Annotated in this window: 8 protein-coding genes; 2 read left to right on the top strand and 6 right to left on the bottom strand. The window is 73.4% G+C overall.

From position 1 onward, the window contains the following. Positions 1-15: 15 nt before the first annotated feature. Positions 16-1,887, bottom strand: coding sequence for a glycerophosphodiester phosphodiesterase family protein (locus HD601_RS32750; protein ID WP_221441502.1), 1,872 nt, complete (start codon positions 1,885-1,887; stop codon positions 16-18). A gap of 88 nt (positions 1,888-1,975) precedes the next feature. Between HD601_RS32750 and HD601_RS32745 the strand changes: the two genes are divergently transcribed. Next, positions 1,976-2,863 carry an NAD-dependent epimerase/dehydratase family protein gene (locus HD601_RS32745; protein ID WP_221441501.1) on the top strand — a complete coding sequence of 296 codons (888 nt, stop codon included), beginning with the start codon at positions 1,976-1,978 and terminating at the stop codon, positions 2,861-2,863. A 520-nt stretch (positions 2,864-3,383) separates the two neighbouring features. Here HD601_RS32745 and HD601_RS32740 read toward each other — a convergent pair. The 3 genes from HD601_RS32740 to HD601_RS32730 all read right to left on the bottom strand — a co-directional run bounded on the left by HD601_RS32740 (position 3,384) and on the right by HD601_RS32730 (position 9,135). Beyond that, positions 3,384-4,100: a cupin domain-containing protein gene (locus HD601_RS32740; protein ID WP_184829217.1), complete on the bottom strand. Its 717-nt coding sequence runs from the start codon at positions 4,098-4,100 to the stop codon at positions 3,384-3,386. Between the two features lie 145 nt (positions 4,101-4,245). Then, positions 4,246-6,381: a PhoX family protein gene (locus tag HD601_RS32735; protein ID WP_184829215.1), complete on the bottom strand. Its 2,136-nt coding sequence runs from the start codon at positions 6,379-6,381 to the stop codon at positions 4,246-4,248. A gap of 618 nt (positions 6,382-6,999) precedes the next feature. After that, on the bottom strand, positions 7,000-9,135 hold the full coding sequence (locus HD601_RS32730) for a PhoX family protein (protein WP_184829213.1): 2,136 nt from the start codon (positions 9,133-9,135) through the stop codon (positions 7,000-7,002). A 160-nt stretch (positions 9,136-9,295) separates the two neighbouring features. On the opposite strand from HD601_RS32730, the gene HD601_RS32725 reads away from it, so the two are divergent. Then, positions 9,296-11,023: an aminotransferase class V-fold PLP-dependent enzyme gene (locus HD601_RS32725; protein ID WP_184829211.1), complete on the top strand. Its 1,728-nt coding sequence runs from the start codon at positions 9,296-9,298 to the stop codon at positions 11,021-11,023. An 18-nt stretch (positions 11,024-11,041) separates the two neighbouring features. Here the strand turns inward: HD601_RS32725 and HD601_RS32720 are convergent, their stop codons facing one another. Beyond that, complete coding sequence (locus HD601_RS32720) at positions 11,042-11,464, bottom strand: hypothetical protein (RefSeq protein ID WP_184829209.1); 423 nt, start codon at positions 11,462-11,464, stop codon at positions 11,042-11,044. Further along, positions 11,461-12,801, bottom strand: coding sequence for a DUF58 domain-containing protein (locus tag HD601_RS32715; RefSeq protein WP_184829207.1), 1,341 nt, complete (start codon positions 12,799-12,801; stop codon positions 11,461-11,463). Before HD601_RS32715 ends, HD601_RS32720 begins: the two co-directional genes overlap by 4 nt. Positions 12,802-12,810: the final 9 nt, after the last annotated feature.

The following is a 12,810-nucleotide window of genomic DNA, read 5'->3' as shown; positions in this document are numbered from 1 at the left end:
CCACCCCGGCGCCGCCTACGCCCGCAACGCGCGGGCGTCGGCGGCGATCAGCTCCGCCAGCTCGGCCGGCAGCTGCTGGCCGCCGACGCCGTCCTCGGCGATGGCGGCGACGCGGATCCAGTCGGACCGGTCGATGGCGCGCAGCAGCTGGTCGCGCAGGCTCCGGACCACGTCGGGGCTCGTGGCCAGCCGCACCAGGCCCGCGGCCGACGGCGTGACCGTGACGGTCACCGACGCGGTCGCCGTCCCGTTCACCCCGGTCGCGGTCACCTCGAGCGTGTGCTCGCCGGCGGCCAGGGTGTCGACGGCGACGGCGGCACCCTCGGTGACCTCCTCGCCGTCGAGCGTGATGGCCAGTGACTCGGCCCGCTCCGACGTCACCGCGGGCACCAGAACGTCGCCGCGGGTGAGCTCGGCACCGTCGGCCGGCGCCGCGAACGCCACCGTGGGCTCGTCCGGCACCGTCTGCACGTGCCGCGCGTTCCAGCCGACCAGCTCGCCCGGCTTGTTGGTGATGACGCCGTCGACGCCGAGGTCGCGCAGGATCTGCCACTGGGCGGGGTCGTCGATGGTGTACGGCATGACGGCGATCTCGGCGGCGTGCAGGTCCTCGACGACGTCGGTGCGGCTCTGCAGCGCCGTCCACGCCGGGTTGTAGGCGACGACGCCGAGGTCCCGGGCGACGGCGACCGGGTCGGCGTCGAGGCTGGAGCGCAGCAGGCCGAGGCGCAGCTCCGGCTCGATGGCCCGGACGTCGCGCAGCACGTTGACGTCGAAGCTCTGCAGCAGGGTCTGCTCGACCAGCCCCTCGTCGCGCAGCTGCTGGACGATGAGCTCGAGCTCCGCGCGCGTCTCGGGGCCCTTGACCTCGAGCAGCAGCACCGGCGCGCGGCCCTTCATCAGCGCGAGCACGTCGAGCAGCGTCGGCACCGGCTGGCCCGCGAACGCCGTCGAGAACCAGGAGCCGGCGTCGAGCCCCTCGATGTAGTCCGACGTCACGGACGGCAGCGCGCCGGTGCCGTCGGTCGTCCGGTCCAGCGTGTTGTCGTGCAGGATGATCGGGACGCCGTCGGCGCTGCTGGCGACGTCGATCTCGACGTAGTCGGCGCCGGTGCGCAGCGCGGACTCCACGGCCGCCAGGGTGTTCTCGGGCGCGACGGACGAGTAGCCGCGGTGCGCGACGACGGCGGGCGTCGAGGCCGGGCCGACCGGACGGATCACCGGCTCCTCCTCGAGCTCCGTGACGACGACGTCGTCGAAGGATACGGTGCCGCCGTTCGCGAGCAGCCCCAGCACGCCCTGCTCGGAGCGCTGCAGCGCGCTGGTGCGCATGACCTCCTCGCCGTCGAAGATCCAGGTGGCCCGGCTGCCCCGCACCTCGACGGCGACGCGGACGTCGCGGCCGGTGCCGGCGGCGTGCGGCGCGGCGGCGGTGTTCGTGACGTTCCACGCGTCCGACGTCGTCCGCTGGGCGAACTCGAGGCCGTTGGACGCCGTCGAGCCGCTGCGCATGGTGGCGATCCACCACGGCGTGGCCCCGTTCGGCGCGATGTCGAGGCCGACGGCGGTCCAGCGGGCGGCGTTGATGACCTGCTCGAACCGGGCCGTCACCTCGACGCGGTAGTTGCGCAGGTGCGGGCCGAACGTGATGCGCGAGAGCTGGTTGGCCGACGTGCTGACGCCGACCAGGCGGCCGTTCGACACCGACCACTGGCCCTCGACGGCGTTCCAGCCGGCCGGGACCGCGCCGCCGGAGAAGTCCTCGGTGAGGACGACCTCGGGCTCATCGGCCGCGGGTTCGGCTTCGGCTGGTACGGCGAGGGCCGCGGTGAGCGCCGCCGCGGGCAGCGCCGCGGCGAGGAGCACGGACAGGCGGGGGAGTCGCACGGATCCTCCTGGGATGGTGGGGGGTTTCCGAGATGCTACGGATCGTCACTGAATGCCGGTTGAACTCCGGGTGAGAGAATCGGCGCTCGTGACGCGAGTACTCATCACCGGGGCCGCCGGCCTGATCGGCCGGACCACCTGCCGGCACTTCGCCGAAGCGGGGTACGCGACGACGGCGCTGGTGCTCGACGACCCAGGCGACCTCGCGGCCGACCGCGTCGTCGTGGGCAGTGCTGCCGACCGCGACACCGTCGTCGCCGCGCTCGAGGGAGCCGACGCCGTCGTGCACATGGCCGCGATCCCCGCGCCCGAGCTCGGCACGCCCGACGCCGTCTTCGCCGGCAACACCGCCGCCACGTTCGCCGTCCTCGACGCCGCGGGCGAGCGGGGCGTGCGCCACGCCGTCGTCGCCAGCAGCATCAACGCGCTCGGGTACCGCTACGGCCCACAGCAGCCGGCGCACCCCGAGTACCTGCCGCTGGACGAGAAGCTGCCCACCCGCGCCGCCGACCCGTACTCGCTGTCCAAGGTGGTCGACGAGCTGACGGCGCAGGCCATGCACCGCCGGCACGGCATGGACGTCGTGGCGCTGCGCTTCCCGATGGTCGGCGGCTTCGGCGACTCGGCCGTGGGAGACGACCGGCTGGTCGGGTACCTCGAGAAGATCGCCGCCGACCCCGGCCACGCCGCGCCCGACCTCTGGCTCTACCTCGAGACCCGCGACGCCGCTCGGGCCGCCGAGCTGGCGCTGCGGCCCAGCCGGCCCGGCGCGCACGCCGTCTTCGTCGCCGCGCCGGAGAACTCGACGCCGTACCCGACGGAGCAGCTGCTGGCCGCGTTCCACCCGGACGTGCCGCGGACGCAGACCTTCGCCGGGCGCGAGGCGCCGGTCGACCTCACGGCCGCCCGCGACCTGATCGGCTTCACCGCGACCCGGCTGGCCGAGGTGGTTCCGCGGGATCTTCCGCTTCACTGAGGGTTCCGTTTGGGTGCGTGTGGTTGCGCTGGGTTCCCCCGTCCCCCTGCTGCCCATTCTCTTGGCCGCGGGGACCCGCCTCAAGTCGGCGCCCTCTGTGGTCGGGTCGCTGCTGTGATTGGGGGGCTTCGACTTGACCCGGGTCCCCGCGGCCAAGAACGGGCAGCTATCAGGGGGGACGGGCCGCGATGTGGGATTTGCCGGCGATTCTTGGGCGGCCCACTACGTTTACCCGTGCATCACGAGGCCTGTAATCGTGTTGAGGCTCGGGTAATCCTGGTGATGTACGCGATCCTTGATGATCATCGCTGTCCACAGCCCGACGAAACGGGCAGGGAGCGGCGAGGCGTGCCCAGGGTCTCCCCGTCCCCCTGATAGGTGCCAGGTTCTTGGCCGCGGGACCGCGGGTCAAGTCCGCCCTCCGCGCGAAGCGCCAATCGTCGGACTTGAGGCGCGGTTACGCGGCTAAGAGACTGGGCACCAGGGGGACGGGGAGCCCACCGCACCACCCGGCGGAACCTCACAGCGCGGCGACGTCCCAGGTGCGCAGGCGCCCGCACATGCCGTACCGGTAGGTCTGCTCGCGCCGCTCGCCGACGTGCACCGACGCGGCGGCCAGGTGCGACGCGTCGCCGCGAGCCAGCGCCGTCAGCGACCGGTCGGTCTCCTCGACCCCCGCCCGGACGGCCTGCTCCCACGTCGCCCGCCAGCCCGCGGCCTTCGCGGCCACCAGCACGCCGGCACGTTGGTGCAGCCGCTCCAGCCCCGCCGGACCCTCGGCGCGCAGCTCGGCGTACCCCTCGAGTGCGAGGTCGCGACGGCGCCGGGCGGCGGTGGCGACGGCGTCCTCGTCGCCGTCGGGGAGGGCGGACGCGACGGCGTAGTGCCGCGGGTCGGCCAGGACCTCGTCGGGGAAGGTGAAGACGGCGTCGCCGGCCTCGGGCAGCCCGGCGTTCTGCATGACGACGACGATCTCGAGGCCGCCGTCGTTCACCAGCCGGTGCACCGTGCCCGGCGTGAACCACAGGACGGTGCCCGGCGCGAGCGGGTGCTCGCCCACGCCGGCGGCGCTGAGGGTCTGCAGCCGGCCCTGCCCGCCGACGACGACGTAGCCCTCGCCCGACGCCGTGTGCAGGTGCGGCGAGCCGCCGGCCAGTCCGTCGGGCGTCGGCCAGTCGTAGACGGTGAGGTGGCTGACCGCCGTCCCGCCGGGGAATCCCGGCCGCCCAGCACGCATCCGCAAGCTCCCGCCGTCGTCGATGGAAAGCGTTATCCCAGCCTACCCAGCCCGCCGGGAACGCGAAAGGGCCCCGGTGCCTGGCTGGCACCGGGACCCCCTCGCCTGCGGATGGTTCCTGCGGATCAGGTCGTGCTGGTGAGCGTCAGTCGCCGATGAACGGGCCGTTGCCCGGGCTCTTGCGCCAGACGGTGACGACCGACGGCCGCGGCTGGTCGCCGTAGGGGAACGTCGAGATCGGGTTCTCCGGCGAGGCGGTGCCGCCCTCGCCCGGGTGCTGCACCGCGATGGTGGCGGTGCGGCCGTCGGGCGTGATGAACGGGCCGCAGCACTCGGCGTTGCGCGGCACCGAGGCGAACCGGCGGACGTGGCCCTTGTCGGGGCCCTCGACCGGCACGACGAACAGGCCGTCGGCGATGCCGCTGGCGCTGGGCATGCCGTCGGTCGAGATCCACAGCCGGCCGGCCGGGTCGAAGGCCACGTTGTCCGGGCAGGACAGGTGGCTGACCTGGGTCTTGTCGAAGCCGCCGTAGTAGGTCGACGCGTCGTTGGGGTCACCCGCGAGCATGATGATGTTCCAGGTGAACGTCATCGCCGCCGCGTCGTTGCCGGTCTCGTCGATGCCGACGACGTGGCCCCACTTGTTGGCGAAGCGCGGGTTGGTCTCGTCCGCACCGGTCGTCGCGTTGCGCGAGGTGTTGTTCGTCAGCGCGATCACGATGGTGCCGGTGACGGGGTTGCGCTCGACGTCCTCGGGACGGTCCATCTTCGTGGCGCCGACGCGGTCGCCCGCGAGACGCGTGAAGGTGAGGACCTCGGCGACCGTCATGCCCTGGACCTTGCTCTGGCCGTTCACCACGAGCGGGATCCACTGGCCGGTGCCGTCGAAGGCGCCGTCCGACGGGACCTTGCCGGTGCCGTCGATCTCGGCGGCCGGGCTGTCACCGGTGAACTTGGCGACGTAGAGGTCGCCCTCCTCGAGCAGGCGCAGGTTCGAGTCGCGGTCGCGCTTGCTGTCGCCCGGGCGGAACTTGTTCTTCGAGATGAACTTGTACACGTAGTCGAAGCGCTCGTCGTCGCCCATGTAGGCCACGGCGCGGCCGTCCTCGGCGATCGAGATGGTGGCGCCCTCGTGCTTCATGCGGCCCAGCGCGGTGTGCTTGCGCGGGGTCGACTCCGGGTCGAACGGGTCGATCTCGACGATCCAGCCGAAGCGGTTCGGCTCGTTCGGCTCCTGCGCGAGGTCGAAGCGCTTGTCGCCCTTCTCCCAGTTGCGCTCGGTGCCGGCCGTGGTGCGCAGGCCGTAACGGGCATAGCGCGCCGCGACCGTGGGGTCGGTGATGGCCGCCGAGGAGCCGAAGTACTGGTTGAAGTTCTCCTCGCCCGAGAGGATGGTGCCCCACGGGGTGGTGCCGCCGGCGCAGTTGTTCAGCATGCCGAGGATCTTCTTGCCGGTCTTGTCGGCGCTGGTCTTCAGCAGGTCGCTGCCGGCCACCGGGCCCGTCACCAGGAACTCGGTCTTGGTGTGGATGCGGCGGTTGTAGCGGCGACGGCCGCCGACCGGCAGCCACTCGCCGGTCTCGGCGACGCGCTCGAGCTCGACGACCGAGCCACCGTGCGCGGCCTGGACGACCTTCAGCTGCTCCAGGGTGATACCGGCGGCGCCGGTCCAGCCGCGGAACATGAGCTCCTCGTTGGTGTACTCGTGGTTCACCCAGAGCAGGCCCTTGGTGAAGTCGCGGTCCAGCGGGAGGATCGCCACGAAGTCGCAGTTGTAGCCGAACTGGCCCAGCTGCGCGGCCTCGGTCTGGTTGTCGAAGTCGAACTCCGGCGCGCCCGGCAGGATCGGGTCGCCCCAGGCCACCGTCACCGACCAGTCGTAGCCGTTCGGCACCACGATGGTGTCGAGCGTGTTGTCGCCGACCGAGCGGAAGCCGACGGGACGGCCGCGCTCCGGCAGGTCCGGGAAGCTCGGGTTCGGCGGCTTCGGGCCCGAGGCGGTGACGTCCGGGCGAGCCGGCGCGGCCGCGGCGGCAAGGGCGCTGCCACCGACGCCCGAGCCCACGACCAGCGCGGCGACCGCGCCACTGCGCAGCAGACCACGACGCGACATCGCCTTCTCGACCATGTCGCCGAAGTACTCGTTGTCGCTCTCGTTCGGCACCGGGTGGAAGCAGGCGTCGGCGCAGCGGTACTTACACGTCATGGCGCTGCGGCCGCCGTGCACGCCGCCCAGCATGGGCAGCAGGCGGCGGCGCTGGCCACCTTCGGTTTCGGGCATGGGAGTCCCTTCGTCACTCTCCGGCACGTTCTCAGTAGGAACCTAGGAACCGGTGTCGGCGGGAGCCACCACCTGAGAACGAACAGAAGGTAAAGGGCGTATGAGTTAGGCAAGCCTTTGCTAAGCCTCTGACCAGCACGTTTGCCGAGAGTGATCGTCCATGACCGGCGCGTCGCGGCGTGCCCGCTTCGCGGGTTGATGGTTACCGCTGGGGCTGGGTTGGGGGACGGGGGGAGTCTGGCGACGGGTGGGCGGTCGGCGGGCCCGCACCATCCCACGATGTGAGATTTCGGGGTCGTTTTCTGGGCCGCCCACCACGCTTACCCGAGCCTCAACACGCCTGCAATCGTGTTGGGGCTCGGGTAATCGTGGTGATGTAGCGGATCGTTGATGATCATCGCTGTCCGCAACCTGCCAAAGCGGGACGAAACGGGCACAGAAGGAGGGCGAGGCGTGCCCAGGGTCTCCCCGTCCCCCTGATAGCGGCCAAGACACTGGGCAGCAGGGGGACGGGGAGCCTCTCCACCCCCCGGCGAACGGGACGGGCGGGACAGGGCCGGCGCCGCGGACGAGGGACGCCGGCCCCGCCCCTCCCACCCCGGGGCTCAGGTGGACGGATCAGTCGCCGATGAACGGTCCCCCTGTGGGACTCGTCCGCCAGATCGTGACGACGGACGGCCGCGGCTGGTCGCCGTAGGGGAAGGTCGAGGCGGGCGCGTCGGGGGAGGCGCCGTCCTCCTCGCCGGGGTGCTGGACGGCGATCAGTGCGGTCCGCCCGTCCTCCGTGATGCAGGGGCCGCAGCACTCGGCGCCCACCGGGACCGACGCGAAGCGGCGCAGGTGGCCGGCGTCGTCGCCGTCGAGGGGCAGGACGAACATGCCGTCGTTGACGCCGACGGAACCGGGCATGCCGTCGGTGGCGAGCCAGAGCCGGCCGGACGGGTCGAACGCGACGTTGTCGGGGCAGCTGATCATGCTGACCTGCGACTTGTCGAAGCCGGCGTAGTAGGTCGACGGGTCGTCGGGGTCGCCGGCGACCAGCACGAGCGACCAGGTGAACGTCACAGCCGCCGCGTCGCCGCCGGCCTCGTCCAGGGCGAGGACGTGGCCCCACCGGTTGGTGGCGCGGGGGTTGGCCTCCTCGGCCTGGGCGGGGGTGCGGCGGTCGTTGTTGGTCAGGGCCATGTACACGGTGCCGGTGACGGGGTGCGGCTCGACGTCCTCGGGGCGGTCCATCTTGGTGGCACCGGCGCGGTCGGCGGCCAGCCGGGTGAGCACCAGCACCTCCTCGACCGTCATGCCGTCGACCGCGCTCTCGCCGTCGACGACCAGCGGCAGCCACTGGCCGGTGCCGTCGAACAGGCCGTCCGACGGCAGCCGGCCGGAGCCGTCGATCTCAGCGGCCGGGCTGTCGCCGGTGAACCGCGCGACGTAGAGGTCGCCGTCCTCGAGCAGGGCCAGGTTGTGCCGCCGGTCGCGATCACCCCGGCCGGAGCGGAACCGCCCCGACGACACGAACTTGTACACGTACTCGAACCGCTCGTCGTCGCCCATGTAGACGGCGACCCGGCCGTCCGCCGTCAGCGCCGTCGTCGCGCCCTCGTGCTTGAACCGGCCGAGGGCTGTGAGCTTCTGCGGTGTCGAGCGCGGGTCGTACGGGTCGATCTGGCAGACCCAGCCGAAGCGGTTCGGCTCGTTCGGCTCGCGCGCGACGTCGAAGCGCGCGTCGGCCCGCTCCCAGGCGCGCTCGGTGCCGGCGGTGGTGCGGATGCCGTAGCGGGCGTAGCGGGCCGCGACGACCGGGTCGGTGACGTCGGCGGACGCGCCGAAGTACTGGTTGACGTTCTCCTCGCCGGTCAGGACGGTGCCCCACGGCGTGGTGCCGCCGGCGCAGTTGTTCAGCATGCCGAGCACCTCGGTGCCGGACGGGTCGGCCCCGGTGCGCAGCAGCGCACTGCCCGCCGCCGGGCCGGTGACCCGGAACCGGGTGCCGGCGTGAATGCGCCGGTTGTGCCGCCGCCCGCCGCCGGCCGGCCGCCACTCGCCGGTGTCGCCGACCCGCTCGATCTCGACGATCGACCCGCCGTGCGCGGCCATCGCGATGCGCAGCTGCTCGACGGTGGCGCCGGCCGCGCCGGTCCAGCCGCGGAACATCAGCTCCTCGTTGGTGTACTCGTGGTTCACCCAGAGCAGGGCGCGGCCGGACCGGCGGTCCAGCGGGTAGACGGCCACGAAGTCGCAGTTGTAGCCGAACTGCTCGCGCTGGGCGGCCGCGGTCTGGCCGTCGAAGTCGAACTCCGGCGCGCCGCGCAGCACCGGCTCGCCCCACGCGATGGTCACCGACCAGTCGTAGCCGTTGGGGACGACGACGGCGTCGATCGTGTTGTCGCCGACGGGGCGGAAGCCGACCGGGCGGCCGTACTCGGGGCCGTCCGGGTGGTCCGGCCTGGGCCCACTGGGCGGCCGGGCGCCGTCCTCGGACGCGGCGGCGAACGTGCCACCGGTCAGGGTGCTCGCGGCACCGCCTCCGACGACGACGGCGGCAGCCGCGGCCCCGCCGCGGAGCAGGCCCCGGCGGCTGACGGCGGCCTCGACCACGTCGCCGAAGTAGGCGTTGTCGCTGGTGTTGGGCGGCTCGTGGGCGCAGGCGTCGGCGCAGCGGTACCGGCACGTCATGGCGCTGCGACCGCCGCGATTCCCGTCGAGCAGCGGGAGCAGCCTCCGCCGGGCGGGGCCCTCGTCGTGGTCGGGCATCGGTGACTCCCTCCGCCGGAGGCGCGAACGTGGTGTCACAGCGTAGGTAAACATTCACCCGTTGGCTACCAAAAAGTCACGAAACGTGTGTCAAGGCTTTCTCGGGTGCCAGGCGGGGTCCCGAGGGTGCATGCTGGACCGACGGGGAGAGGGGGACCTGATGGTCGCGACGTCGCTGATCGAGCGGATCCGCAGCGGCATCATCGGCGAGGGCGAGGTCCTGCACGGGCCGTACGGCGCCCGCCGCATGACCTACGCCGACTACACCGCGTCGGGGCGGTCGCTGGACTTCATCGAGGACTTCGTCCGCGAGCAGGTGCTGCCGCTCTACGCCAACACCCACACCGAGAGCTCCGGCACCGGGCTGCAGACGACGCTGCTGCGCGAGGACGCCCGGCGCACCATCCGGTCGTCGGTGGGCGGCACCGACGACCACCTCGTCGTGTTCACCGGCTCCGGCGCCACGTCCGCCGTCAACAAGCTCATCGGCATCCTCGAGCTGCGCCTGCCCGCCGGTGCGGCCAAGCGGCACGGCGTCGTGTACGACGTCCCCGCCAACCGGCCGGTGGTGTTCGTCGGGCCGTACGAGCACCACTCCAATGAGTTGCCCTGGCGCGAGACCATCGCCGACGTCGTCGCCGTCGACACCGACGCCGACGGCCACATCGACCTCGCGCAGCTGGACCAGCTGCTGCGCGCCTACGCCGACCGGCCGGTGCGCATCGGCAGCTTCTCCGCCGCGTCCAACGTCACCGGCGTGCTGACCAACACCGACCGCATCGCGGCGCTGTTGCACGAGCACGGCGCGCTGTCGTTCTGGGACTACGCCGCCGCCGCGCCCTACGTCCCGATCCGCATGGCCGAGAGCGCGTCCGGCGCCGGTGACCACAAGGACGCGATCTTCGTGTCGCCGCACAAGTTCGTGGGCGGCCCGCAGACCCCCGGCGTCCTGGTCGTCGACCGCGCGCTGGTGCAGAACCAGGTCCCGACGGTTCCCGGCGGCGGCACCGTCGAGTTCGTCAGCCCCGACGAGCACCGCTACCTCGACGACCCCGTCGCCCGCGAAGAGGGCGGCACCCCGGCCATCGTCGAGTCGATCCGCGCCGGCCTGGTGTTCGGCCTCAAGGACGCCGTCGGCACCGACCTCATCCAGGAGCGCGAGGAGGCGCTCTGGCGGCACGCGCTGCAGCGGTGGAGCGAGGTCCCGCAGGTCGACGTGCTCGGCAACCCCGACGTCGCGCGGCTGTCCATCGTGTCGTTCCGCATCCGCCACGGCGACCGGTTCCTGCACCACAACTTCGTCGTCGCGCTGCTCAACGACCTCTTCGGCATCCAGGCCCGCGGCGGCTGCTCCTGCGCCGGCCCGTACGGCCACCGGCTGCTGTCCGTCGGCCCGGTCGAGTCCCGCGGTTTCCGCGACGTGGTGGGCGTCGGCTGCGAGGGCATCAAGCCCGGTTGGACCCGGCTGAACTTCAACTACTTCATCTCCGACACCGTCCGCGACTACCTGGTCGACGCGGTCTCGCTCATCGCCCGCGACGGGTACCGCCTGCTGCCCGACTACGGGTTCGACCCGCACACCGGGCTGTGGCGGCACCGCGAGGGCACGTCGCGCCCGCCGGTCCGGCTGACCGGGCTGCGTTACGACGACGCCGGCTCCCTTGTGGAGGCGGAGCGGCACGAGCGGATGGGCGAGGACGCGCTGGCGGCGCACCTGTCCGACGCGCGGGCCGTCCTGTCCGCCCGGCCGGACGTCGTCGAGGACGGCCCGACGGGGTTGTCGGCCGACTTCGAGGCGCTGCGCTGGTTCACCCTGCCGCCGTCCTGCGTCGTCGCCGCCGACCCGTCGGTCGAGGTCCTCGTCGACGACCGCTGCGCCCGCCCCTGACGGCCCAACCCAGACCGCTCAGGTGAGGGCCCAGGCGAGCAGGACGACCAGCTGACCGGCCGCCTGGGCGAGGATGAACCGTTCCAGCGATGGCCGTAGCGCGCCCCGTTCGACCGGCGCCCCGGCGGGCACGACGGCGGCCAAAGCGGCGGTGACGTGGGTGGCGTGCGCGCCCAGCACGGCGAGGCTCAGCCAGCCGGTGATCGCGCCGTCGGCGGCCAGGCCGCACAGCCCGCAGAGCGCCAGGAACGCCGTCGCCATGTGCGAGACCGGCAGCGCCACCGCCACGCCGCCGACGAGGACGGCCAGCGCCAGCGCGAACGGCGACACCGAGGTCCAGCCCGCCACGGCCAGCACGGTCACCAGCACCGACGCGCCCAGCGCCACCCGCAGCGTCCACCCGGGCAGCACCGCGCCCATGGCTCCGGCCGGCGCCGTCATCGGCGGACTCCGCGGGCGTGGCGGCGCAGCCGGGCGAGGCTGAGCGCCAGTGCTGCCGGGTCGGCCGCGCTGACCGGAACGCCGGCCGCCTCGAGGGCGCGGATCCGCTCCTGCCGCTCCGCCAGCACCAGCCGGGCGGCCAGCGCCGTCGCGGCGTCGACGCCGTCGACCGACAGCGGGGACGGCAGCACGTCCACCACGAGCACCGGGTGCCCGCGCCGCCGCCAGGTGACGGCGAGCGTGCCGGGCGCGTCGTCGAGGAAGACCGAGGTGACCACCACGATCGCGCCGGGCGGCAGCGGCGGCGCGTGCCGTGGCGCCGGCAGCGCGTCGCCGGAGCCGGGCCGCCGGGTGTGCCGGGCCAGGTGCGTGCGCAGCCGCAGCAGGTGCCGTCGGCCGCTGCCGAGGTGGACGGGGTCGAGGGGGCGGGCGAGGTCGAGGACGCCGACGCGGTCGCCGTGCTCGATGTAGGCGGCCGCGACCGACGCGACGGTGTCGACGGCGATGTCGATGCTGCTGCGGGCCGGCGCGTGGTCGCCCTCGTGCGTCGCGGCGACCTCGAGCCAGGTCGCGACGTCGGCACCCAGGTCGAACCGGTTGTCCAGGCAGCACACGACGTCGGCGTCGGCATCGACCAGCGTGTGCCGGGCGAAGAGCGTCTCGCGCGGGCCGGCCTGCCGCGCCGTCACCCGCCAGTCGATGCGCCGCAGCCGGTCGCCGGGCTGGAACGGCGACACGTCGTGCAGCTCGGTGCCCTCGCCGGGACGGCGGGTCCGGTGTGCGCCGACCATGCCGGCCGGCCGCGGCGGCAGTGCCCCGGGCGGCAACGCGGCGGCGACCCCGGGCAGCACTTGCGCCGTCGTCGCCGTCCCCGGCACCGGGCCGGCCACGAGCAGGCCGTCGGCGGCGGCCGCGAGGTGGTCCGGCCGGGCCAGCAGCTGGGAGCCCCACAGCGCCGACGTCACCTCGGTCACCAGCTGCCGCTCGGCGGATTCGGGGGCGGCGACGGTGACGGTGTGCGCCTCGGCCCCGGTCTCGGCCGCGGCGAGGACCGTCGTGACCAGCTGGGCGTCGGACGGCCCGACGACGACGGCGACCGCCGCCGGCAGCCCGACGTCCATGACCCGCGGGCCGGTGGCGCGCACGTCCGGCGGCGGGCGGCGGCCCCGGCGTCCGGCCGTCCCGCCCAGCGCCAGCGCGGTGCCGGCGACCAGCGGGACGCCCAGCAGCACCAGGTCGGCGCGGCCGAGCGTCACGCCCGTAGCGGCCAGCAGCGCCGGCAGCAGCAGCGACCGCGCCAGGGCCGGGCTGGCCCGCCAGCGGTACTCGCGGATCATCGGGCGTCC

This window comes from Jiangella mangrovi, assembly GCF_014204975.1.
Classification (GTDB): domain Bacteria; phylum Actinomycetota; class Actinomycetes; order Jiangellales; family Jiangellaceae; genus Jiangella; species Jiangella mangrovi.
The sequence above is the reverse complement of the archived record's forward strand: the minus strand, read 5'-3'. Positions and strand labels throughout refer to the sequence as shown.

Coding starts and splice junctions, on each gene's coding strand:
- HD601_RS32735 (WP_184829215.1), bottom strand. CDS start 6,381: ATGCCCGAAACCGAAGGTGGCCAGCGCCGCCGCCTGCTGCCCATGCTG.
- HD601_RS32720 (WP_184829209.1), bottom strand. CDS start 11,464: ATGACGGCGCCGGCCGGAGCCATGGGCGCGGTGCTGCCCGGGTGGACG.
- HD601_RS32730 (WP_184829213.1), bottom strand. CDS start 9,135: ATGCCCGACCACGACGAGGGCCCCGCCCGGCGGAGGCTGCTCCCGCTG.
- HD601_RS32725 (WP_184829211.1), top strand. CDS start 9,296: ATGGTCGCGACGTCGCTGATCGAGCGGATCCGCAGCGGCATCATCGGC.
- HD601_RS32740 (WP_184829217.1), bottom strand. CDS start 4,100: ATGCGTGCTGGGCGGCCGGGATTCCCCGGCGGGACGGCGGTCAGCCAC.
- HD601_RS32715 (WP_184829207.1), bottom strand. CDS start 12,801: ATGATCCGCGAGTACCGCTGGCGGGCCAGCCCGGCCCTGGCGCGGTCG.